Source organism: Aliiroseovarius crassostreae (genome assembly GCF_025137635.1).
GTDB classification, from domain to species: Bacteria; Pseudomonadota; Alphaproteobacteria; order Rhodobacterales; family Rhodobacteraceae; genus Aliiroseovarius; species Aliiroseovarius crassostreae.
On record NZ_CP080773.1, the window covers coordinates 158,790 to 180,596 of the forward strand.

At 59.0% G+C, this 21,807-nt stretch carries 20 protein-coding genes; 13 read left to right on the top strand and 7 right to left on the bottom strand.

The window, feature by feature from the left end; all coding sequences use genetic code 11:
* Positions 1-4: 4 nt before the first annotated feature.
* Together gcvP and K3J57_RS15800 are read left to right on the top strand one after the other, a co-directional pair.
* A complete protein-coding gene (gene gcvP / locus K3J57_RS15795; protein WP_259797869.1) occupies positions 5-2,863 on the top strand; it encodes an aminomethyl-transferring glycine dehydrogenase in 2,859 nt (952 codons plus the stop codon).
* Positions 2,864-2,934: 71 nt separating this feature from the next.
* Positions 2,935-3,924 (top strand): helix-turn-helix domain-containing protein, encoded by a 990-nt coding sequence (locus tag K3J57_RS15800; RefSeq protein WP_259795066.1) that lies wholly within the window; start codon positions 2,935-2,937, stop codon positions 3,922-3,924.
* A 21-nt stretch (positions 3,925-3,945) separates the two neighbouring features.
* Here the strand turns inward: K3J57_RS15800 and K3J57_RS15805 are convergent, their stop codons facing one another.
* Positions 3,946-5,136 (bottom strand): replication initiation protein, encoded by a 1,191-nt coding sequence (locus K3J57_RS15805; protein WP_259777501.1) that lies wholly within the window; start codon positions 5,134-5,136, stop codon positions 3,946-3,948.
* Positions 5,137-5,636: 500 nt separating this feature from the next.
* On the opposite strand from K3J57_RS15805, the gene K3J57_RS15810 reads away from it, so the two are divergent.
* The 9 genes from K3J57_RS15810 to K3J57_RS15850 all read left to right on the top strand — a co-directional run bounded on the left by K3J57_RS15810 (position 5,637) and on the right by K3J57_RS15850 (position 14,648).
* Positions 5,637-7,022 carry an AAA family ATPase gene (locus K3J57_RS15810; RefSeq protein ID WP_254450064.1) on the top strand — a complete coding sequence of 462 codons (1,386 nt, stop codon included), beginning with the start codon at positions 5,637-5,639 and terminating at the stop codon, positions 7,020-7,022.
* A gap of 1 nt (position 7,023) precedes the next feature.
* On the top strand, positions 7,024-8,121 hold the full coding sequence (locus K3J57_RS15815) for a ParB/RepB/Spo0J family partition protein (RefSeq protein ID WP_259795069.1): 1,098 nt from the start codon (positions 7,024-7,026) through the stop codon (positions 8,119-8,121).
* A 163-nt stretch (positions 8,122-8,284) separates the two neighbouring features.
* On the top strand, positions 8,285-8,887 hold the full coding sequence (locus K3J57_RS15820) for a CDP-alcohol phosphatidyltransferase family protein (protein ID WP_259787299.1): 603 nt from the start codon (positions 8,285-8,287) through the stop codon (positions 8,885-8,887).
* 36 nt (positions 8,888-8,923) lie between these two features.
* Entirely contained in the window at positions 8,924-10,120 is a 1,197-nt protein-coding gene (locus K3J57_RS15825) for an ABC transporter substrate-binding protein (protein ID WP_375542853.1), read from the top strand.
* Between the two features lie 53 nt (positions 10,121-10,173).
* Positions 10,174-11,874 (top strand): ABC transporter permease, encoded by a 1,701-nt coding sequence (locus tag K3J57_RS15830; protein WP_259797875.1) that lies wholly within the window; start codon positions 10,174-10,176, stop codon positions 11,872-11,874.
* Between the two features lie 4 nt (positions 11,875-11,878).
* Positions 11,879-12,529, top strand: coding sequence for an ATP-binding cassette domain-containing protein (locus K3J57_RS15835; RefSeq protein WP_259795076.1), 651 nt, complete (start codon positions 11,879-11,881; stop codon positions 12,527-12,529).
* A gap of 210 nt (positions 12,530-12,739) precedes the next feature.
* Complete coding sequence (locus tag K3J57_RS15840) at positions 12,740-13,477, top strand: energy-coupling factor ABC transporter ATP-binding protein (protein ID WP_259797877.1); 738 nt, start codon at positions 12,740-12,742, stop codon at positions 13,475-13,477.
* The gene (locus tag K3J57_RS15845) at positions 13,452-14,078 is read left to right on the top strand and encodes an energy-coupling factor transporter transmembrane component T family protein (protein ID WP_259797878.1); all 627 of its coding nucleotides are present in this window, start codon (positions 13,452-13,454) and stop codon (positions 14,076-14,078) included. Before K3J57_RS15840 ends, K3J57_RS15845 begins: the two co-directional genes overlap by 26 nt.
* A 24-nt stretch (positions 14,079-14,102) precedes the next feature.
* A complete protein-coding gene (locus K3J57_RS15850; RefSeq protein WP_259797880.1) occupies positions 14,103-14,648 on the top strand; it encodes a biotin transporter BioY in 546 nt (181 codons plus the stop codon).
* A gap of 50 nt (positions 14,649-14,698) precedes the next feature.
* Here K3J57_RS15850 and uraH read toward each other — a convergent pair whose 3' ends face one another.
* On the bottom strand, positions 14,699-15,064 hold the full coding sequence (uraH, locus tag K3J57_RS15855; protein WP_259795081.1) for a hydroxyisourate hydrolase: 366 nt from the start codon (positions 15,062-15,064) through the stop codon (positions 14,699-14,701).
* 30 nt (positions 15,065-15,094) lie between these two features.
* Complete coding sequence (locus K3J57_RS15860) at positions 15,095-16,102, bottom strand: type I glyceraldehyde-3-phosphate dehydrogenase (RefSeq protein WP_259797882.1); 1,008 nt, start codon at positions 16,100-16,102, stop codon at positions 15,095-15,097.
* A gap of 219 nt (positions 16,103-16,321) precedes the next feature.
* Between K3J57_RS15860 and K3J57_RS15865 the strand changes: the two genes are divergently transcribed.
* Positions 16,322-16,813 carry a cytochrome b gene (locus tag K3J57_RS15865; protein WP_259795083.1) on the top strand — a complete coding sequence of 164 codons (492 nt, stop codon included), beginning with the start codon at positions 16,322-16,324 and terminating at the stop codon, positions 16,811-16,813.
* A gap of 6 nt (positions 16,814-16,819) precedes the next feature.
* On the opposite strand, the gene K3J57_RS15870 is transcribed toward K3J57_RS15865, so the two are convergent.
* Genes K3J57_RS15870 through K3J57_RS15885 form a run of 4 tightly spaced genes read right to left on the bottom strand, consistent with a single transcriptional unit; the run spans position 16,820 to position 21,084 of the window.
* The gene (locus tag K3J57_RS15870) at positions 16,820-17,566 is read right to left on the bottom strand and encodes a maleate cis-trans isomerase family protein (RefSeq protein WP_259797885.1); all 747 of its coding nucleotides are present in this window, start codon (positions 17,564-17,566) and stop codon (positions 16,820-16,822) included.
* Complete coding sequence (locus K3J57_RS15875; protein ID WP_259795088.1) at positions 17,563-18,741, bottom strand: M24 family metallopeptidase; 1,179 nt, start codon at positions 18,739-18,741, stop codon at positions 17,563-17,565. The genes K3J57_RS15870 and K3J57_RS15875 overlap by 4 nt, the downstream gene beginning before the upstream one ends.
* The gene (locus K3J57_RS15880) at positions 18,734-19,927 is read right to left on the bottom strand and encodes a diaminopropionate ammonia-lyase (protein WP_259797886.1); all 1,194 of its coding nucleotides are present in this window, start codon (positions 19,925-19,927) and stop codon (positions 18,734-18,736) included. The genes K3J57_RS15875 and K3J57_RS15880 overlap by 8 nt, the downstream gene beginning before the upstream one ends.
* A gap of 11 nt (positions 19,928-19,938) precedes the next feature.
* Entirely contained in the window at positions 19,939-21,084 is a 1,146-nt protein-coding gene (locus tag K3J57_RS15885; protein ID WP_259797887.1) for an amidohydrolase, read from the bottom strand.
* Positions 21,085-21,215: 131 nt separating this feature from the next.
* Between K3J57_RS15885 and K3J57_RS15890 the strand changes: the two genes are divergently transcribed.
* Positions 21,216-21,665: an Lrp/AsnC family transcriptional regulator gene (locus tag K3J57_RS15890; RefSeq protein ID WP_055191104.1), complete on the top strand. Its 450-nt coding sequence runs from the start codon at positions 21,216-21,218 to the stop codon at positions 21,663-21,665.
* The last annotated feature ends 142 nt before the right edge of the window (positions 21,666-21,807 follow it).

Here is a 21,807-nt window from a genome sequence, read left to right on the forward strand (position 1 = left end):
CAGCATGGCTTTCAAACTGACCGACTACGAAGCCTATGATTTCGCCAATCGACGCCATATCGGCCCATCGCCGCAAGAGATGGCCGACATGCTGCAAGTGATCGGCTTCAAAACCCTTGATGAGCTGATCGACGCCACCGTTCCCTCCTCCATCCGCCAGCAAGACGCGCTGGACTGGGGCGATGCAATGACCGAGCGCGACGCGCTTTTCCACATGAAACAGGTGGCGGACAAGAACAAGGTTCTGACCTCTCTGATCGGTCAGGGTTACTATGGCACAACCACGCCTGCCCCGATCCTGCGTAACATTCTGGAAAACCCGGCCTGGTACACGGCTTACACCCCCTATCAGCCCGAGATTTCCCAAGGCCGCCTTGAGGCGCTTCTGAACTTCCAGACCATGGTGTCGGATTTCACCGGGCTGCCCGTGGCCAACGCCTCACTTCTGGACGAAGCCACCGCCGCGGCCGAGGCCATGGCAATGGCGAAACGCGCCAGCAAGTCGAAATCGAACGCCGCCGCTTTCTTTGTCGACCGCAACTGCCACGCCCAAACCATCGAAGTGATCAAGACCCGCGCCAAGCCGCTGGGGGTTGACGTGACCGTGGCCGACCCCGACGAGCTGGAACCCGGCGCCTATTTCGGGGCCATTTTCCAATATCCCGGCACTTACGGCCATGTGCGTGATTTCACCGCCGAGATCGCCGCAATCCATGAACACAAGGGCATCGCGATTATTGCCGCAGATATTCTGGCTCTGGCGCTTTTGAAATCTCCCGGCGAGATGGGGGCCGATATCGCCATTGGCTCAACCCAGCGCTTTGGTGTGCCGATGGGATATGGTGGTCCGCACGCGGCCTATATGTCGACCAGCGACAAGCTGAAACGCTCCATGCCGGGCCGGATCATCGGCGTGTCGATCGACAGTCGCGGCAACAAGGCCTATCGCCTTGCCCTGCAGACCCGCGAACAGCATATCCGCCGCGAAAAAGCCAACTCCAACGTCTGCACCGCCCAGGCGCTGTTGGCGGTCATGGCGTCGATGTATGCCGTTTACCACGGCCCCGACGGAATCAAGGCGATTGCCCAATCGGTGCACCGCAAGACCTCGCGCCTTGCCGCCGGGCTGGAAGAGCACGGGTTCAAGGTGGATCCGGCCGTGTTCTTCGACACGATCACGATCAAGGTTGGCCCGCTGCAGAAAACCGTGATGGAGGCCGCCGTGGCCCGTGGCGTGAACCTGCGCAAAGTGGGTGACGACCGCATCGGTATCTCGCTGGACGAACAGACCCGCGCCGAGACCATCGAAGCGGTCTGGGGCGCCTTTGGCATCGACAAGAAAGACGACAGTGTCGCCAACCGCGCCTATCGCCTGCCCGACTATGCGCTGCGTGAAAGCGAGTATCTGACCCACCCGATTTTCCACAAGAACCGGGCCGAGGCCGAGATCACCCGCTACATGCGCCGTCTGGCCGACCGTGACCTGGCACTGGACCGCGCGATGATCCCGCTCGGGTCCTGCACGATGAAGCTGAATGCCACGATCGAAATGATCCCGGTCACCTGGCCCGAATTTGCCAACCTGCACCCGTTTGTGCCGGAAGATCAGGCGCTTGGGTATAAGGAAATGATCGAGGATCTCAGCGACAAGCTGTGCCAGATCACCGGATATGACGCGATCTCGATGCAGCCGAACTCGGGCGCCCAGGGCGAATATGCGGGGCTCATGACCATCCGCAACTACCACGAGGCCCGTGGGGAGGGACACCGCAACGTGTGCCTGATCCCGACATCGGCCCACGGCACCAACCCGGCCACCGCACAGATGGTGGGCTATAAGGTTGTGCCGGTGAAAGCGGATGAGAACGGCAATATCGACGTGGTGGATTTCAAGGCCAAGGCTGCGGAACATTCCGAACAGCTGGCCGCCTGCATGATCACCTACCCGTCCACCCACGGCGTGTTTGAAGAAACCGTCCAGGAGGTCTGCCAGATCACCCATGATTTTGGCGGTCAGGTCTATATCGACGGCGCCAATATGAACGCCATGGTCGGGCTGGCCCAACCGGGCAAGATCGGCGGTGATGTGAGCCACCTGAACCTGCACAAAACCTTCTGCATTCCGCATGGTGGGGGCGGCCCCGGCATGGGTCCGATCGGTGTGCGTGCACATCTCGAACCCTATCTGCCCGGTCACCCGGAGCTGAACGATGCCATTGGACCGGTTTCCGCCGCACCCTTCGGTTCGCCCTCGATCCTGCCGGTCAGCTGGGCCTATGTGCTGCTGATGGGCGGGGCTGGCCTGACGCAAGCGACAAAAGTGGCGATCCTGAACGCCAACTATATCGCGGCGCGCCTCAAAGATGCCTACCCGATCCTTTACACCTCTGAAACGGGCCGGGTGGCGCATGAATGCATCCTCGACACCCGTCCGCTGGACGAAGCGGGCCACGTGACCGTGGACGACATCGCCAAGCGCCTCGTTGACAGCGGCTTCCACGCACCGACCATGTCCTGGCCGGTGGCCGGAACGCTGATGGTGGAACCGACCGAGTCGGAACCCAAGGACGAGCTGGACCGTTTCTGCGACGCCATGATCTCGATCCGCGGTGAAGCGCAGGACATCATCGACGGCAAGATCGACGCGGAAAACAACCCGCTGAAAAACGCGCCGCACACGGTGCGTGATCTGGTGGGGGACTGGGATCGACCCTATTCCCGCGAAGAAGCCTGTTTCCCGGCCGGGTCCCTGGGGGTCGACAAATACTGGTCCCCAGTCAACCGCGTGGACAACGCCTATGGCGACCGTAACCTCGTGTGCACCTGCCCCCCGATGGAGGCCTACGAAGACGCAGCCGAGTAAGGCCTGGCACGTCCAAAACACTCTGCCCCGCCAGTTCGCTGGCGGGGTCTGACCCCAAGCAGGAGACAGAAATGAACCAGATTTCTCCCGCCGCTCTCGATAATGAGACCGCCCTGCCCGCCCCCGCGGCCCACCTGACCATGCATCGCGTGAACATTATCCTGCCGGCCCGCGCAAACGCAGCCAGCGCCCAGATGTTCAACGACCTTTTCTCGGCGGCCAATGATCTGGCACCGAACAGCGTTTATGTTGTCGACACCCATACGCTTACCGACAGCCCTGCAAGTGACCCGTTATACTGGCGCGACCGAACCGTCCTGTTTCTGGGGGATATCCGGTCTCGCTGGTCCTTTTCGCGCGAGGAACGTGGCCGCGCCCAACAGATCCTGCGTCTTTCCGGGCGGTCTGTCCTCGTTGGCGGTGCCATCTTTCTGCTGTGCCAGTCCGGTCAGGCCTCTAACCTGCCCCTGGCCATTCACCCGAACTTCCTCGCCGCCGCGGAAGAGGAAGGCCTGATCTGCGGTGATATCGGCTTGAAATACGCCTCGTCCGGCCGCATCGACAGCGCCATCAGCAACTTTGCCGCCCTGACCCTGTTGCTGAAACAATTTGCCCATCGTCACGGCGACTATGTGGCGGGCGCTCTGGGCGACTATATCGGGCTGGAAACCGGCTTTGAGCGCAGCCAGAGCAAGTTTGCCCTGAAGATCCGCCAAAAATCCGGGGGCGATCGCCTGATTTGCGCGGCATTAGACACGATGCAGGCGGATCTGGAGCAACCCCTGGCGATTGAAGAGCTGGCGGAGCGGCACAATATTTCCTCCCGGCAGTTGCAGCGCCGGTTCATGGATCTGACAGGGGAGACGCCCCTTACCGTTTATCGAAACCTGCGGCTTGAACGGGCGCATCAACTGATCACGCTGACCAGCATGCCGCTGCGTGAAATCTCTATTGCCACGGGGTTTGGCGCAACATCAAACCTGACCCGCTGGTTCCGCACCGTGTATGAGGTGACGCCCTGCGCGTTGCGACAATCCTCTTACACCGCATCAGCCGCCTGAGTGCAGCGCCCCCAATCTCGGTCAGCTGCTCAGATCCTCGAACAGGCCAGGCACCATATCTTCCCAAAAGGCAAAGATCGCCTCGACATTCAATGCCGAGGTCCATCCATGCCGTTCAAAATCATCCCGCGCATCCGGGTCGGACAATTGGCTCATGAACAGGCGGCGATCAGCGTCTTTTTGTGTAGGGGAACGCTTGTTGGCCACCTCCAGCACACGCCCAATCCGGGCCCCGCGGGCACGCGTTTGTGGCGTGACCGCCCTGCCCTGCCCGGTTTCGGTTGGCTGGTAATCCTCGGTAATCGCGGCCGACAGGTATTTGACCGGGCTTTTCACCCCATCCCGCGCCTCGACCAGATCAATCTTCTCTGACACATAAACATCCCCATGCTGGCCGATCCACTGGCGCGCCAGGCGATCACTCACACCAAGCTTGGTCAGGCGGTCATAGGTCGCCGTGTTGCGCAGCCCCTTGCCATCATCAATATCCAGAATGGTCAGCTGTGGGTTGCGTTTGATCAGGAAACGAATGTCCGTCACCGCCCGCCCCATCTTTCGGGTTTCCGGCGTGACGATGATATCACTGACCTTGTTCACCTCTGCCACGGCGGGTTTGATAATCTTGGCATTCAGGTGTTTGAAACTTTTGTAATAGTCACTGTCATCCACCCCCATCAGGCGACGAAAGATCTCCAGCGTCCACCATCCGGTTGACCCGGTATTCACAAACCGAAAGCAGTTCTCATAAAGCGCCAGCGCATGCCCGCCGGTGAACTGCCGCTGGATATTGAGGTTTATGAGGGCAAATACCTTGGGGTCATGCAATTTCTCTGCCAACGCAGGGGAATAGGCATATTCACAGATTCCCCCTTTCAGCTTGGCATAGGACAACAACGCCGAAACGCCCCATTCCTGCCGCCCCGCTTCGTCCAGCATATCCCATTCCGCAACCGTCTCGGCCAATCCACGCAACGAGGCTTTCAATGTATCGAAATCGTTTGAGTTATACCCAATCATCGCGCACAGGGTTCGGGCATCAATCCTGTGGCTGGCCTGAGAGGTCAACGTATCATAGGCATTCAGCAACAGCACATTGGACAGCTTTCGCTGCAACAGAGACAACTTGCCGGATACGTGGATCGCCGCCACGTTCTTTTTGACGCTTTCACGCCGTAATGCGCCCGTCAGGCGGTCTTTGGGAATCGGGTCCATTCTGCTCGACCTCTTTGAAACTGGCCAACAATCGCATGATAGGCACCTCATGACAAGTCGGCAGCGGGTTCCTTTGCGAATTTCCGCGAGACCGGAAACAGGTACCTTTGGGGGTTTTAGGTACCCATACACGGGACTGCGGCGCGCCCATTTGGTCCAGTTATCCACAAAAACCACGAGTTATCCTCAGAAACCGGAGTCAGGACCCCTTCTCCCTGCGAATCAGCCCTCTCCAGCACGGGTATTGGTGCTTCTGGTCCTGTCAAAGGGTGCCTTTGCTCCCGTATTCAGGTCCCCTAATATAGTTAAGTGTTTGAAATAAGGTTTGTTTTCGATCCGAAAGATTCTAAATATCTTAAAAAAAATAAAGCATTGTTGTTGCCATTATTTATGGTTTCGTCACGAAACCCTTCCCTTTCCAATGGGATGTTTTCATTGCAACCGCCATGTCATATGGTTTACGCAATAAATGCAGAAAAAGCGCACATATGGGAAAAACCATGGCTAGAGCAGCTCAAACACCTCCTCCTCCGTATTTCAACATTAACCCAGAAGAGGCCGCAGGCAAACTCTCCGAACCAATCAACACCGCAAGATTTGCCAAAGCTGCCAGCTTTGCAGCCCGTGGTCGTGATGACCTGGCCAAGCGAGGCTATGCCCCGGATGGCCGCAAACGGCTACGTAAGTTTTCAACCTGGGAAGTTTGCAAATACCTCATTCCCGTGGCTCCCGCGCATTTTCGAAGAGTTCTGAAACAAAACCCGTCACTCCCTCAAGGCGAAGGTGATGGTGGCTCAAAATGGTTCACATTATCCGACGTTCTGACATTGCGCGATTACTTCGCCGCAGAAGGTGTGTCGACACGTGAATACCGCCCTTGGCGTCCTGAGGGATTGGACGCAAAGGTTTTGGCGGTTGCGAATTTCAAAGGCGGTGTTGGGAAGACCTCAACCGCGGCGCATCTGGCCATGTCCGCAGCGCTGGACGGGTATAAGGTTCTGGTCATTGATCTTGACAGTCAGGGGTCAATGACCTCGATCATGGGCGGTCAGGTTGAGGATGAATGGCAAACCGCTTTTCCGCTCATGGCAAAACACTATGCCCAGTTCCTCGAAGAAGAGAACAAGGTGCGTGCCGCTGCCGGGCACCCTACCCTGCCACTTGACGAGACACTCAAGGAGGCGCTGGAGTTTGACGCCACGCGCGTTATTCAAAACACCCATTGGCCAAATATCGATCTGATCGGTGCCCAATTGAACCTGTATTGGGCTGAGTTTCAGGTGCCGGTCTGGCGGATGCAACTGCGCTCCTGGCCGCTTTGGGACGCGTTGACGGGTTTTCTGGAGAGTGAAGATCTGCTCTCTCAATATGACCTGATCATCCTGGATACCCCCCCTGCCCTAGGATATCTGACCATCAATGCCCTGGCGGCCGCCGATATTCTGTTGATCCCGCTCGGCGCATCTTTTCTGGAATTCGACTCTACGGGCCGGTTTTTTGACATGTTGTATTCCACCTTCGCCTCAATCGAAGAAGGTGAAAATGCCATGCGACGTCAGCATGGGCTGGAGGAGGTCCGCTTTGAATGGGACGCGGTCCGCGCCTTGATCACCAGATTTGACGCCGCTCAGCAGACGGATCTGGCAAATGTCATCCAGGCATATTTCGGGGATTTCATGACCACCTATCGCCAGGAAGTCACGGCCATGGTCGGGCAAGCAGGTGAGCAGGTGAATGGGATTTATGAGGCTGATTATCGAGAGTTTAATCGGGATACATATGTGCGGGGCCGGGAAACCTTTGATCGCACATGGGCCGAGGTGAAGGAGCTGATCCTTGGGTGCTGGTGGCGAGATCTTCAAATGAATGATGCTGAGGAGGTTTGAGATGGCAAAACGACGGAAACTACAAGCCCCTTCAGCAGCAGATCTGGACAGGCTGGAGCAAGAGTTTCGCCGCGAAACCCCGATGAAAGGTGCCATGGCGCCGATTGCCCAAGTGGCGGCGGACGCGGCTGGCCAAAGCCCCGTTCTTGATACGGCATCGCGGGAAAAAATCGCAAAAGACGCCGCAGATGCTGATGAGCTTCGGGTTGCCCGAGGGCGAGGTCTTGTCATGGTAGAGGTTGATCTGAGTGAGATCGATCTTGAGGATATGATCAGGGATCGCGTGAATATCGACCCAGTTGAACTTGAGGAACTGAAGACCTCGATTTCGGCCAATGGGCTTCGACTGCCCGTCGAGCTTTACGAGTTGAACGACGCTAGCAACCCTCACCGTTTTGGCGTTGTTTCCGGGTTTAGGCGTGTCCTGGCGATCAAAGACCTCCTTGCTGAAACCGGGCGGGATCAATTCAAGACAGTTAAGGCTCTAATCAAGCCAATAGAGACTGTTCCGGACGCATTCGTCGCTATGGTCGAAGAAAACGAAGTGCGTTCACAGCTGAGCCACTTTGAGCGCGGTAGAATCGCCGTGATTTCGACCCAAAAGGGCGCATTTGAGACTGTTGAGGGCGCAGTGTCTGCCTTGTTTGCGTCGGCGTCCAAAGCAAAGCGATCGAAGGTACGTTCGTTTGCGCATGTCTTTGAGGAGATGGGTGACCTGATGTTGTTTGCATCGGAGCTGACGGAGAAGCAGGGGCTGCGCCTAGCGGGTGCTCTGCGCATGGGACATGTTCAGGCCTTGCGTGAGTGCCTTGCCCATGGAGAGGTGCACTCTGCAGAGGAGGAATGGTCAGCTCTGTTGCCAGTGATCGAAGCGGCGGAAGAAGGTCCAAAAGACAGTACCCGAGGGGGGCGTCCGAAAAGTTCACGAAAAGCAACTTCCGCCAAGGATCGGTTCAAGGCGCTTCGCCGTGGGGAGCCTGTGGTCATAAAATCCGGCAAAGATGCCAGTGGATTTTTTCTGCGGTTGGAAGGGGCTGGTGTGGACGAAGCTATTGTAGAGGCTCTGACTGCTGAACTCACAGCACTCCTCTCGGACTGAAAGAGGTTTCGCCGCGAAACCTTCCTGTATCCCAGATTGGCGGGACCGGACTTGCCGTTTTAACAAGTTCTCACGTTTCCGTTTGCGCAATGGACCAGGGGCGTTATTCCGCCTAGACCGGATGGTGACGAGATCCGAAACCAACAAGATGAACAAGAAACTGATGCTCGACCGTGTCATGCGAAAACTGATTGATCCTCCGTTGAATGCAATGGGGCAGGGCGTGGCGGCGTTGGGCATCTCTGCCAACATGGTGACCCTGATTGGGCTTGGGTTGGGGCTGATTGCTGCCAGCCTTATCGTTGCGCAAATCTATTCTGTTGCACTTGTCTTCGTGTTGCTTTCTCGAATGGCGGATGGGCTTGACGGTGCGGTGGCTCGAACTCGCGGGCCGACCGCATTCGGAGGCTATCTCGATATCGTTTGCGACTTTGTGTTTTACGGGGCTGTTCCGTTTGCATTTGTCCTTGCGGACCCCGCGACCAACGCTTCCGCAGGGGCCTTTCTGCTTTTGTCCTTCTATGCCAATGGCGCCAGCTTCCTTGGATATGCCATTCTGGCGGCCAAAGCTGGCATGGAGACGCGTGCGCAAGGTGTGAAAACGCTTTATTACTCCAATGGAATTCTGGAAGGCACTGAAACTATTGCATTTTTTGTTATTCTTTGCCTCTTCCCGGCAATTTTCCCGGTTTTGGCCTGGGGGTTCGGTATCCTTTGCTTCCTCACGGCCGGGTTGCGCGTATTTGGCGCGTCCAAACTGTTCTGACCAGATATGAAAGATGGAGAGACCATGATCAAAACAATGTTGAAGGCAGCCGTTTTCGGGGCGTTGGTCCCGTTCTCTGCGCAGGCCGACACAGATCCGGGCAACTGGAGTGACGTGCTCCAAAAAGCTGAAGGGCAAACTGTCTATTGGAATGCCTGGGGCGGATCGCCAACGACCAATGCGTTCATTGCCTGGGCAGGTCAGCGGGTGCAGGAAGCATATGGGGTAACGGTTGAACATGTGAAGTTGACTGATACGGCCGATGCGGTGACACGGGTGCTTGCGGAAAAACAGGCGGGCAAGGACGATGATGGTGCGATTGATCTTATCTGGATCAATGGTGCGAATTTTGCTTCGATGAAAGAAGCAAACCTGTTGTTTGGGCCTTTTGCCGAACAGCTTCCCGGCTGGCGGTATGTTGACGTTGAGGGCAAAACCGTACGCACCGATTTCACCGTTCCGGTTGAGGGGTATGAAAGCCCCTGGGCAATGGCGCAAGTCGTGTTCATGTATGACACCGCAGATATCGATGCGCCTTTGCCGTCTGCCAAGCAGATCCTTGAGTGGGCCAAAACGCATCCGGGTCGATTCACCTATCCTCAACCGCCTGATTTTCTGGGAACCACGTTTCTCAAACAGGTGCTGGTCGACCTGATCAAAGACCCTGCGTTGTTGTCGCAACCGGTGTCGGATGAAACCTATGCCGACGTAACCGAACCGCTTTGGGCATATCTGGAAGAGCTCACTCCGGTTCTGTGGCGCGAGGGCAGGGCGTATCCTCCCAACGGAACCAGACAAATCCAGCTGATCAATGACGGAGAGCTGGATCTGGCGATTTCCTTCAGCCCGGGTGCAGCGTCAACCGCCATTGCAAACTATGAGTTGCCTGACACGGTTCGCACGTTCGTCCTGCAAAAGGGTACCATTGGCAATGCCTCCTTCGTGGCAATTCCCTATAATTCCGGATCCAAGGAAGGGGCCATGGTCTTGGCCGACTTCCTGCTGAGCCCAGAAGCACAGGCCCGTGCCCAGGACCCGAATGTGCTTGGATATGGCACTGTGCTGGATGTTGCGTCGCTGCCTGAGGCTGATAAAGCCCGGTTTGCCGACCTCGATCTGGGGATTGCGACCTTGTCGCCGGAAGAGTTGGGGCAAGCGCAGGCTGAACCTCATCCGAGCTGGATGACGCGCATTTCGGAAGACTGGCAAACCCGGTATGGTGTGTCGCAGTAAAACCGTCTCTATTCGCCTGTTTAGGGACTGATTTGCATCAGTCGGGAGTGTGAATGTCAAACCGAGCCAGCCTATTGTCTGTCTTACCAGGCTTGACCCTTCTGGTGTTGCTTGGCCCGGTTTTGGCGGGACTCTATGGCGTGGTCCTACCCGCTTTGGGCCATTTGCCCGCCGCCGGCTATGTCGGACCATCGTTCGAGCCGTTTCGGGACCTGTTGGCCTGGCCGGGGTTGGGGGCATCGGTTCGGTTGTCTCTGACCACCGGTTTTGCGGCAGCCGCTTTGTCACTGCTCATTGTGGCGCTGATCCTTGCGGGGTGGTCGGGCACCCGATGGTTTGCCTGGGTTGAACGCGCGCTCTCACCATTACTGTCGGTGCCGCACGCGGCCGCAGCCTTTGGGTTCGCGTTCCTCATTGCGCCATCCGGTTGGGTGTTTCGACTGCTCTCACCTGGTCTGACCGGGTGGGAGCGACCGCCGGATCTGTTGATCCTGCAGGACCCGGCGGGGCTCTCACTGATCGCTGGAATGGTGATGAAAGAGGTTCCGTTCTTGCTGCTGATGTCCATTGCTGCATTGGGCCAGGTTGGGGGAGGCCGGCGGCTGATTGTGGCGCAATCTCTGGGCTACGGGCGTGTCGCTGGTTGGCTGATCGCTGTGTTCCCCGCCATTTATCAAAGGATTCGACTGCCGGTTCTGGTCGTGCTGGCATGGTCCATGTCGGTGGTTGACGTCGCGGTTATCCTTGGGCCCTCCACGCCGTCCACCCTTTCTGTTCAGATTGTGCGCTGGATGTCGGACCCCGATCTGGTGTTCAGATTGCGCGCCGCAGCAGGCGCGTTGCTGCAATTTGGGCTGGTTCTGGGGGGGCTCGCCCTATGGTGGGGGCTGGAACGGGTATTGGCGGGCCTCTGTGGCCGTCTGGTGGCGCGTGGCGTTCGGTTTGAAGCGGACGGTGCCGCGCGGGGCGGAGGGCTGTTCTTGGCGTTCAGCGTCGTTCTGTGGCTCATACTGGGCCTGCTGGGAATGCTGGTTTGGTCATTTGCAGGGTTTTGGACCTTTCCTGACCTGTTGCCGGACCAGTTTACCCTGCGCAGTTGGCAACGACATGCCACGGGCAGCCTGAATGCCACGCTTGAAACCGCTTTGATTGCGGGAATTGTGGTAAGTTTGGGTCTATTTCTGACCATAGGATGCCTTGAAGCGGAAGAGCGTCAGGGCAAACGTCTGAGCAGCCGTGGGATGTGGCTTCTGTATCTGCCGCTTCTGGTGCCGCAAACCGCGTTCCTGCCGGGCCTGCAGACCTTGATGCTGTCGTTTGGGATCGAGACGGGCAGGGCAGGGGTGCTGCTGGCTCATCTGGTCTTTGTGTTGCCTTATATGCGCCTTTCTCTTCAGGATCCGTGGCGACAATGGGATCAGCGGCAGGCTTTGGTGGCAGCGTCGCTCGGCGCTTCTGCGAACCGGGTGCTTTGGCAGATCCGCCTGCCAATGCTGTTGGGACCAGTCCTGACGGCGCTTGCGGTTGGCGTGGCGGTTTCGGTTGGGCAATATCTGCCAACCCTTCTGATGGGCGGCGGCCGGGTGGAAACCCTGACAACAGAAGCTCTGGCCCTGTCATCCGGGGGCGATCGTCGCGCGATTGGCGTGTTTGCCTTGTTGCAGACCGTGGTGGCGCTTGCGCCCTTCGCTCTGGCATTATTGGTCCCTGCGCTGCTCTGGCGCAATAGGTTGGGGTTGCGACATGAAGGATAAATCCATGGGATTGAGCCTGAATAGGGTCGAAATCACTCACAATCAAACGCCGTTGGTATCATTGGACCGGCATATCAGCCCCGGAGAGGTGCTGACGCTCATGGGGCCATCCGGGGTCGGGAAATCGACCCTTCTGTCTGCCGTGATCGGATCCCTGGCTCCGGCCTTTGATCTGCGCGGCAGGATCATTTTGAACGGAGAGGACATCACCGACAGACCTCCTCATTTGCGCCGGATTGGGATCCTTTTCCAGGATGCCCTGTTGTTTCCGCACCTGTCGGTTGGCGGGAACTTGGCGTTTGGCCTTGCGCCTGGGGGCGGGCGTGAACAGCGCAAGGCCACGGTCGAGCACGCCTTGGCTCAAGTTGGGTTGGAAGGGTTTGCGGACCGCGATCCCGCGACGCTATCGGGGGGGCAGCGCGCACGTGTGGCTTTGATGCGTGTCCTGCTGTCACAACCGCGGGCCCTTCTACTGGATGAACCGTTCTCAGGGCTGGATGAAACTTTGCGCCATCAGATCCGCGCAGTTGTGTTTGAGCAGGCGAGGTCGCAAAACCTGCCCGTTCTGATGGTGACCCATGATCGCGAGGATGCCTTGGCCGCCGCCGGGTCGCTTGTGGTTCTTGGGGAGAATTCTGTCGAAAACAGTCTCTAACCTGCCCGGATCTACCCTTCCAGTGGTTCACCAAGACTGATTTCAAAAGATCTCAATCTCATTGAGGGGTGGGGATCTATGCACGGCCCAGGTTTCTCGCAAATGATGTTGGTGCATTTTCTTGCGGCATTTATGGTGCGATGCGCGTAAAACCCTGCCAATGAACGAATCCGGTGGATGGCCGGGAGATTTTCGGGACCGATGCAACACATGCAACAGCAGCAGCCCATGAACGGGATACGGTTTGACGACGTATCTTATGCACGCGATGGAAAGGCAATCCTGGCGGATGTGTCACTGTCGGTCTCTGCGCGGCGCGTGGGAGTTGTTGGGCGCAATGGGTCCGGGAAAACCACGCTGTCTCGCCTTGTGGCCGGCCTTTTGGACCCGGATACGGGCGAAATCAGGGTCGCCGGCATCTCTCCTTCCAAAAATCGCAAAGCGGCGTTGTCCGCTGTTGGGATCCTGTTTCAGAACCCGGATCACCAGATCATTTTCCCGACGGTTCTGGAAGAGCTGTGTTTTGGTCTGACCCAGATGGGAGAGACGAGGGAGGCGGCGGAAAAACAGGCTCTAACATGGCTTGCAGACTATCAGGTGACACATTGGCGCGATGCTCATGTCAGTCAGTTGTCACAGGGGCAAAAGCAACTTTTGTGCCTGATGTCAGTGCTGGCGATGCGGCCGAAATGGTTGATCCTTGATGAACCCTTTTCCGGTCTGGACCTGCCCATTCGGGCACAGTTGACACGGCGTCTTGCCCGCTATGATGGCCACATATTGCATGTGACCCATGCGCCAGAGGACCTGACCGGGTATGACGATGTGATCTGGCTGGATCAGGGCCGTTTGGTGGGGCAGGGGGCACCGGATACTCTGCTGCCTGCCTATCTGGATGAAATGGCGCGGCAAGGAGAGAGTAATGATCTCGCTGACCTCGCCAATTAAGACCCCCGCACATGATTGGCCCGCCGGGGTTAAGCTGGCGCTTTTGGGGGGCGCAACTGTCGTCCTTTTCTCGGCGCGCACGATTCCACCGCAGCTGGCAGGTTTTGTCCTGATGGTGGTGCTCTATGTGCTGCCCGGAGTGGAGTTTGCCAAAGCGGGCTGGCGCGCGGTGCGGGTGATCTGGCCGTTTGTGGCCCTGATGGCGGCCTGGCATCTGGTCACCGCAGATTACGAGGCGGGCAGTGTGATCGTTCTGCGGATGATGACGGCGGTCGGGCTGGCCAATCTTGTTACCATGACCACGCGCCTGTCGGATTTCATTGCGGTGATCCGCTGGATCACCCGGCCGTTGCGGCGGGTTGGGCTGCGGGCGGAGGCGCTTGAAATCGCTATCGCTCTGGTCATCCGTTTCACACCGGTTCTGGTTGAGAAAGGGCAGGGGTTGCGCATGGCGTGGCAGGCGCGCTCGACCCGCCGGCCCGGCTGGCGTATCGTGCTGCCTTTTACGGTGCAGGCGCTGGATGATGCGGATCATGTGGCCGATGCCTTGCGCGCAAGGGGTGGGTTTCAGGCCATGCAGATGTCAGACACAAATAAATAATACGATCCTGAAGGAGTGAGGGTTATGGAACGGAATGTGACTTTGATTGCGCTGTTTGCGGCGTTGATTGCCGCGCTGGGGCTGATCCCGCCGATTGCGCTGGGGTTCGGGGTGCCAATCACGGCGCAAAGCCTTGGGGTGATGTTGTGCGGTACGGTGCTGGGCGCCCGTCGCGGTGCGCTGGCGGTGCTGCTGTTTTTGCTGCTTGTGGCAATCGGTTTGCCGCTTCTGGCCGGTGGCCGTGGCGGGTTTGGAGTGTTCGCCGGACCGACCGCTGGGTTTCTTGTAGGCTTCCCGATCGGCGCATTTATCATCGGTCTGATTGTTGAAAAGATGCGCGCAGGCAATCTGGCTGTGGTCGCGGGGCTGGCGGCGATGATCGGCGGCATCGTGGTGGTCTATGCGTTTGGCATTGCTGGATTTGCCTTTGTGACGGGCAAAGGATTGGTTGCGTCCGCGACGATCATGGCGCCCTTCGTGCCGGGGGATATTGTGAAAGCGGTGATCGCGGGCTTGCTGACACAGGCCCTGTTCCGGGCGCGTCCCGCCAGCGTGTTGTCGCGCAGCTGAACATGAGGCGTTTCCGGTTGCAGCTGTGTTCCAGATCTGCCCGGAAACGCTTAGCTGCCCCGATAGGTGGAATAGCCGTATGGGGAGAGCAGTAGGGGCACGTGGTAATGTGCCTCTTGCGACATGGCGAAACGGATCGGCACCTGATCAAGAAACAACAGATCATCGCCGGTCCAGTCGCCGACCTGACCGGATTTGCGCAGATAGGCCCCGCAAGAGAAAACCAGCTCGTATTGACCCGTTTGAAACCTGTCAGGCGGCAGGATCGGCGTGTCGGTCCGCCCATCTGAATTGGTTACGGCCTGAGCAATGTCTTCCCGCGCATCCCCGATAAGGCGAAACAGGGTGATGGAAATGCCCTCGGCGGGGCAGCCGCGCGCGGTGTCAAGAACATGGGTGGTGAGATAGCCGGTCATGGGATCCTCGCCCGATGGTTTGATAGATTGTCAACAATCCATACCCTGCCGCATCCGCCGCGCCATGTCGAGCATTCGGTTGGAAAAGCCCCATTCATTGTCATACCAGCCAAAGACGCGCAGCAGCCCCCCAGGGCTGATCGACAGTTCAGGTCCCGAAATCACCAGGCTTTCCGGACGCATCCGCAGATCTGACGAAACCAGCGGCTCTTCGGTCCATCCCAGCACCGCGCTGGACTGGGCAATCTCCTTCAGCCGGGCGCGGGCCAGATCCTCGGGAATGTCGTGTTCCACTTCGACCACAAGGTCAATGCAGGAGACCGAGGCGGTGGGCACGCGGATGGCGCGGGCTTCAATTTTCCCGGCAAGCGCAGGCAGAACTTTCCCCACCAGCTGATGTGCAGAGGTGGTGGTGGGCACCATTGACAGGGCGGCGGCCCGTGAACGCGCCGGGTTGGCGCGGGGTTTGTCCACGGTTGGCTGGCTTCCGGTATAACAATGCACCGTGGTCATGTGACCACCGATCAACCCCCACTCCCGGTCGATCACCGCCAGCAGCGGAGCCAGCGCATTGGTGGTGCAGGAGGCATTTGAGATGATCTTGTGGTCAGCAATATCCGCATCATTTGCACCCAGAACCACGGTCACGTCCGCCTCGTCCGAGGGGCCGGAAATCAGCACCCGAGAGGCCCCCGCTGCCAGACCCCGCTCGGCCATGGCGCGTTTGCCCGCCATGCCGGTGCATTCGAACACGATATCCACATCCGACAGGCCCATCACGCTGATGTCGGGATGGGCATGAAAGGGGATCCTCTGGCCGTTGACAATCAGCGCTTCCGGCCCGGTTTCGACCGAGCCGGTCCAGGGCCCGAACACGCTGTCATATTTGAACAGATAGGCACAGGTATCCAACGGCTCGATATCGTTGATGAAAACGACCTCAAACTCGTTCTGGCCTGCCAGCAGGATGCGCAGGATCGAGCGGCCGATCCGGCCAAACCCATTCAGGCCAATTCTGATTTTACGTGTCGGTGACATGGGGACTCCGCAGCAGAGGTAACCGGGAAAGAGAACGCTACTGTGCGCGGCAGGGCAAGGGCAAAACGTGCCTTTGACGCATTGGACTGGGGGAATGTCGGGATCTGGGCTGAGGCGCTGGAAATTTGTCGGGCAGGCTGCGACGGAAAATGCGCTGCTGCCCGTTTCACACTCAGAAAGGCCCGGAGCCCCGGGGCCTGATAATGACACGAGGACATCATGGCACAGCCGAAAGGTTATTCGCTCGCCCAGATCCGGCTGCATTGGATTGTGGCAGCCCTGATTGCGGCGCAGTATCTACTGAAGGAACCGATCGAACAGGCTTGGGATACCTATCTCAAGGGGGGCGAAGTGGTGTTCAATCCGCTTATCCTGGCACATGTTGCCGGTGGCGGGTTGGTGCTGCTGCTTGTGATCTGGCGTCTGTCGCTGCGCCTGACGCGAGGGGCGCCGAAGCCGCCTGAACAGGAACATGCCCTTCTGCAAGCCGCCGCCCATCTGACCCATTGGACGCTTTATGTGTTGATGATCCTGATGCCGGTCACCGGTGCGCTGGCCTGGTTCGGCAGTGTTGAACAGGCGGCTTTTGCCCATGACGTGCTGAAAGCGCCGCTTCTGATCCTGTCGGTCCTTCATGTGGCGGCGGCGCTGTTTCACCAGTTTGTGCTGAAAACCAACCTGATTGCGCGGATGAAACAGGCCGAGATGTGACCCCGCTCAGAACTCTCGAAACAGTCGGCCCGCCCCGATCTGGGGGTCCTGCACGCCGGCCAGTCGCAGCATGTGCCAGGCCAGGGCCTGATTGCTGGAAAGCGCCGTCACCCCGGTGCGGGCCTCGATCTCGTCCAGAATATCGAGGCAGCGCAGGTTGGTGCAGGAGATGACGATCGCGTCACAGGGCTGCGCTCTGGCAACCGTGACCGCCGCGTTCAGGATGGAGGCCTCGCTGATCCGGGCCACCACCGGGTCGCGCCCTTCTTCGAAAGAGCCGAACCCCGCGATTTCAAACCCGGCATCCTGCAATCTGTCGCGCATCCGGGTGGAGACATTGGCCACATAGGGTGTCAGAAACCCAAGCCGTCTTGCCCCGATTTTCCGCCCGGCGGCGATCAGGGCGGCAAGGGGGTCCGTGACCAAAACACCGGGAAACACGGTTTGGATGGCTTTTGCCACCTGTTCTGATCCGATCACGGTGGCGGCAGAGGTGCAGCCATAGCCGATCACATCAAATGTCAGGGACGGGGGCAGAAGCCGGACCACAGCGGGCAGGTCTGCCTCCATTTTCGCCAATGTGTCCGGGGCGATCTCTGCCACCATCGGAATGCGGGTATGGTAAAGCGCCACACCGGGGCGGGGCACCATCCGGGCAAATTCCGGCTCCAGCGTCTCATCCGTTTCCAAGACCACGGTGCCAAGGGTGGCTTGGGTGCCAATGCCCATGTCGGTTTCAAAGGGAAGTTTCATGAGATCACCGGCAATTCCGGGGCCGCGCGGTGAGAGATCAGCTCGGCCCCCTCCGCCCGCACCACGATGTTTTCTTCATGCACCATGATACGGCCATCGCCATAGCTCAGCGAGGGTTCCAGCGTCAGCACCATGTTTTCTTTGATCACCGTCTGGTCCCAGGCCACGTGAGAGGGCCATTCGGTCAGCTGCATTCCCAGCCCATGACCCAACCGACCGACATCGCCATCCGAGGCACCGCCCTGATCCAGTTCGGAAATGACCCGCTGCATCGCGTGGAACAGCTCTGCGCAGGTGGCTCCGGGCCGGGCCGCCTCCATCCCGGCTTCGGTGGCCCGCCACAAAACATCATAGGCGCGGCGTGACGCATCATCCGCCTGACCAATTGCCCAGTTGCGGTCAAAATCGCAGAAATACCCGTCCCAGGTCATTCCGGTATCCAGCATCATGATGTCCCCTTTTTGCAGCGGGCGACGGGACGGGGGGGAAATCACGTCATGATAGCCCCCCTGATCGGCCCCACCGACCAGATAGGGCACATCATCCGCGCCCTGCAAAAGGGCTTCGCGGCGAAAGGTGCGGAACGTGTCCTCAAAGGCCTGCCCCTCATGGGCCAGTATGGGCACCTCAGCGAATGTGTGTGAACCGATGGCACAGATCCGGGTGAGCTTTTCAATCTCGCGTTCGGATTTGACCATGCGAAGCCCGCGCACAACCGCCGTGCAATCGGCGATATGCAGACCGGGGAGCTGCGCCATCAGCCGCTCGTAATCGCCAAGCGGCATGCGCAGGGCGGTTTCGTGGCCCTTCATCACACCAATGGTTGCGCCCCGTGCGGCAAGGGGCGACAGAAGGTCGGTCAGCAGGCTGATCCCATCATCGTCCGGGGCAGGGGCGGCCCATGTGCGAATGTCCTCAACCCAGGTCTGGCGCATCAGGGCGGCCCCGATTTCGGGGATGATTGCAATCGGTTTGCCCTCAAGGGGCACAAACAGGAACCACGGGCGGGTCGGGCTTTGCCAAAATAGCGTGTGAAACCCGCTGAAATAACGCAGCTCTGCTTCGCTTAGCAGCAACATCCCCGCCAGTCCGGTTTCCGCCATGCGCGCCTGCGCTGCTGCGGTGCGGGTGGCAAACTCCTGTTCAGGAAAGCCGCGGGTCAATTCATCAGACATTGTCCTGCCCGTCCATGATGGCTGCAAAAATATCCGGGTCGGTCACCCCTTCTGAGCCGATAAACAACACCCGCGAATGGGCGTCCAGCCCAAGTGTGTCGGACAGGGATGGATCCTGTCGGGCTGCAATCAGGGCGGCAAGCCCCGCCACGGCGCTTTCCCCGGCCTCGATCGCCTCATCCCCAAATTCGGGCCGCGCCAGAAGACGCACGGTTGGTGCGACAATGCTGTCGGGAATGGTCAGGAAGTCACTGGCCTCCTCCGTAAGGATGTCCCATGCCATTTCCGAAGGTTCCCCACAGGACAGTCCGGCCATGATGGTTTCGTGCTGAATGGCAAAATTGGTGGCCTTGCCCGCCCTGGCGCTGTCAAACAGGCAGGCCGCCAGTTCGGGTTCGACGATCACCACGCGTGGCGCGTCCTGCCCCCAATACTGCCGCAATCCGGCTGCGACCGAGGCGGCCAGCCCGCCCACCCCCCCTTGTAAAAACACATGGGTCGGGGCCTGATCGAGGGCCTCGCAGAGCTCGCGCGTCATCACGCCATACCCTGCCATCACATCGCGGGGCGGTTCGGTATACCCTTCCCACGAAGTGTCCGAGACCACGAACCAGCCGTTTTCGTCGGCTTCGGATTTGGCCAGCAGGACGCTTTCGTCGTAATCGCCCGTGATGCGGACCACGTCCGCCCCCAGCGCGCGCATGGCTTCGGCGCGCCCTTCGCTGACCTCGGCATGGATATAGATGCGACAGGGGGCGCCCACGGTCTGACACCCCCAGGCCAGCGACCGGCCGTGATTGCCATCAGTGGCAGAAACCAGAGTGATGTCTTTCACCTCGTCGGCATAACGGCCCGTGCGGATATCAGCGGGGGTGATTTCCTGTCCCAGCCGGGCGGACAGTTCACGTGCCAGCACCCGCAAGGCGGCGTAAGACCCGCCAAGCGCCTTGAAACTGCCCAACCCGAACCGCGGCCCTTCGTGTTTATAGTGGATTGCACCCACATTGATTTCGCGCGCAAGCCCGGCAAGTGAGATCAGCGGGGTCGGAGCATAGCCCGGCCAGGCGGTGATCTCGGCCCAGCTTGCGGCGAAATCCTGTTCTGACAGAACGGAAAAAGCCGCCTTGGCGGGCTGCGGATTGCCCTTGGTGTGGAGGAGGGATGCCGTCGAGAAGGCGCTGTGCATCAGGTGTCCTTTCAGTCTGTGCGGGGGGGCAGACGGTCGCGGACCAGCTGCACCCAGAACTCTGACCCAATGGGCAGCAGAGCGTCGTTGAAGTCGTAATCGCTGGCGTGCAGCGGCTGGCCATGCGGCCCCTCTTCGCCATTGCCCAGGAGCAGGAAACATCCCGGAACGGCGGCGGAGAAATGGGCAAAATCCTCGGAAAAGCTCATTGGGGGGCGGTTGCGAACCACATCACAGCCCGCGGCCTCGCCCGCGCGGTAGACCGCCTGTGTCGGGGCTTCGGCATTAAGGGTTTCAATGAATTCGGTGTTGAACTGCACGTTCACCGTGACGCCATGTGTGGCGGCAACGCCCTGTGCAATCTGATGCATAAACCCCGCCACCGCCTCGCGGTCTTCGGGGAGGCGGGCGCGCACATCGCCTTTCAAAACGGCCCGTCCGGGCAAGACGTTGCGCTGCCCGTCGGTCAGAAACTCGGTCACCGAGACCACGGCACCGGCGCCGGGTGCCAGTTTGCGCGACACGATGGTCTGCAAGGCAAGCACCAGTTCCGCCCCGACCGTGATTGCGTCCACGCCGGTATGGGGCATCGAGGCATGACCGCCCTGACCCTGGAGGGTGATTTCAAACAGGCTTTCGCTGGCGCAGATCTGACCGGTCCGGGATGAGATCTGACCCAGTGGCGCGCCGGGAAGATTGTGGATGGCATAGACCTCGTCAATCGGGTGACGGGTCAGCAGGCCGTCGTCGATCATCGCTTTGGCGCCCAGCCCGTGCTCCTCGTTCGGTTGGAAGAGGAACACCACCGTGCCGTCGAAATCCGGGGTCCGGGCCAGTCGCTCGGCGGCCCCCAGCAGCATGGTGACATGGCCGTCATGGCCGCAGGCATGCATTTTCCCCGGTGTGGTCGAAACATGGTCATGTTGCGTGGTTTCGTGGATTGGCAACGCGTCCATATCAGCGCGCAGACCAATCGCCCGGTTGCCCCGCCCCGCGCGCAAAATACCAACGACCCCAACACCTTCCTCCACCTCGATCCCCAAGGCGCGAAGGTGGTCGGCAATCACCTGCCTGGTCCGGGTTTCCTCAAAACCCAGTTCGGGGTGCCGGTGAAGGTCGTGTCGCAAAGCGGTCAGGCGGCGATGGAAGTCGTCCATGGGGTCCTCGTGGGGGTCCTCGTGCTGTGGTAGGTTTAGAATTCCGCAAAATAGACGAGGTATGGCGTATCAATTTCGGCAATATGCGATAAAATTCAGACCAAATTGGCAAAACTGTGATGGAAATCAGAATGGATGAGAAGGACCTGGCGATCCTGCGCCTTGTGCAGGGAAATGCGCGCATGACCGCAGAGGCGATTGGACAGGATGTCGGTCTGTCACCACCCGCGGTGCAGAAGCGGCTCCAGAAACTGCGCGCCAGCGGTGTGATCGAAAAGGAGATCGCCGTGCTGTCGCCCGCAAAACTTGGTCGTGAAATGACCATTATCGTTGAGGTGATGATGGAGCGTGAGAACCGCGCCTCGCTGGATGCGTTCAAACGCAAGATGCGCCATGCCCCCGCTGTGCAGCAATGTTATTATACCACCGGCGAGGGGGATTTCGTGCTGATCCTCACGGTGAAGGATATCAAGGAATACGAGGCCTTCACCCAGGATTATTTCTTTGAGGAGAGCAATATCAACCGGTTCAAAACGGCGGTGGTGATGGATCGGGTCAAGACCTCTCTTGATGTGCTGTGAGGGGCGTGGGCCGGCGCGGGGCTGAATATCCGGCCGGTGTGAAACTTTAAAGTTTCACACGGGTCAAAATGCCAAAGTTTAAAGTTTCTGACCGCCGCAGAGGCGAAGTTTAAAGTTTTTGCTTGCAGGCTCCGCCCCTGCG

Excerpts from the sequence above, each read along its gene's own strand:
- gcvP (WP_259797869.1), top strand. The coding sequence starts at position 5 with ATGGCTTTCAAACTGACCGACTACGAAGCCTATGATTTCGCCAATCGA.
- K3J57_RS15800 (WP_259795066.1), top strand. The coding sequence starts at position 2,935 with ATGAACCAGATTTCTCCCGCCGCTCTCGATAATGAGACCGCCCTGCCC.
- K3J57_RS15805 (WP_259777501.1), bottom strand. The coding sequence starts at position 5,136 with ATGGACCCGATTCCCAAAGACCGCCTGACGGGCGCATTACGGCGTGAA.
- K3J57_RS15810 (WP_254450064.1), top strand. The coding sequence starts at position 5,637 with ATGGCTAGAGCAGCTCAAACACCTCCTCCTCCGTATTTCAACATTAAC.
- K3J57_RS15815 (WP_259795069.1), top strand. The coding sequence starts at position 7,024 with ATGGCAAAACGACGGAAACTACAAGCCCCTTCAGCAGCAGATCTGGAC.
- K3J57_RS15820 (WP_259787299.1), top strand. The coding sequence starts at position 8,285 with ATGCTCGACCGTGTCATGCGAAAACTGATTGATCCTCCGTTGAATGCA.
- K3J57_RS15825 (WP_375542853.1), top strand. The coding sequence starts at position 8,924 with ATGTTGAAGGCAGCCGTTTTCGGGGCGTTGGTCCCGTTCTCTGCGCAG.
- K3J57_RS15830 (WP_259797875.1), top strand. The coding sequence starts at position 10,174 with ATGTCAAACCGAGCCAGCCTATTGTCTGTCTTACCAGGCTTGACCCTT.
- K3J57_RS15835 (WP_259795076.1), top strand. The coding sequence starts at position 11,879 with ATGGGATTGAGCCTGAATAGGGTCGAAATCACTCACAATCAAACGCCG.
- K3J57_RS15840 (WP_259797877.1), top strand. The coding sequence starts at position 12,740 with ATGCAACAGCAGCAGCCCATGAACGGGATACGGTTTGACGACGTATCT.
- K3J57_RS15845 (WP_259797878.1), top strand. The coding sequence starts at position 13,452 with ATGATCTCGCTGACCTCGCCAATTAAGACCCCCGCACATGATTGGCCC.
- K3J57_RS15850 (WP_259797880.1), top strand. The coding sequence starts at position 14,103 with ATGGAACGGAATGTGACTTTGATTGCGCTGTTTGCGGCGTTGATTGCC.
- uraH (WP_259795081.1), bottom strand. The coding sequence starts at position 15,064 with ATGACCGGCTATCTCACCACCCATGTTCTTGACACCGCGCGCGGCTGC.
- K3J57_RS15860 (WP_259797882.1), bottom strand. The coding sequence starts at position 16,102 with ATGTCACCGACACGTAAAATCAGAATTGGCCTGAATGGGTTTGGCCGG.
- K3J57_RS15865 (WP_259795083.1), top strand. The coding sequence starts at position 16,322 with ATGGCACAGCCGAAAGGTTATTCGCTCGCCCAGATCCGGCTGCATTGG.
- K3J57_RS15870 (WP_259797885.1), bottom strand. The coding sequence starts at position 17,566 with ATGAAACTTCCCTTTGAAACCGACATGGGCATTGGCACCCAAGCCACC.
- K3J57_RS15875 (WP_259795088.1), bottom strand. The coding sequence starts at position 18,741 with ATGTCTGATGAATTGACCCGCGGCTTTCCTGAACAGGAGTTTGCCACC.
- K3J57_RS15880 (WP_259797886.1), bottom strand. The coding sequence starts at position 19,927 with ATGCACAGCGCCTTCTCGACGGCATCCCTCCTCCACACCAAGGGCAAT.
- K3J57_RS15885 (WP_259797887.1), bottom strand. The coding sequence starts at position 21,084 with ATGGACGACTTCCATCGCCGCCTGACCGCTTTGCGACACGACCTTCAC.
- K3J57_RS15890 (WP_055191104.1), top strand. The coding sequence starts at position 21,216 with ATGGATGAGAAGGACCTGGCGATCCTGCGCCTTGTGCAGGGAAATGCG.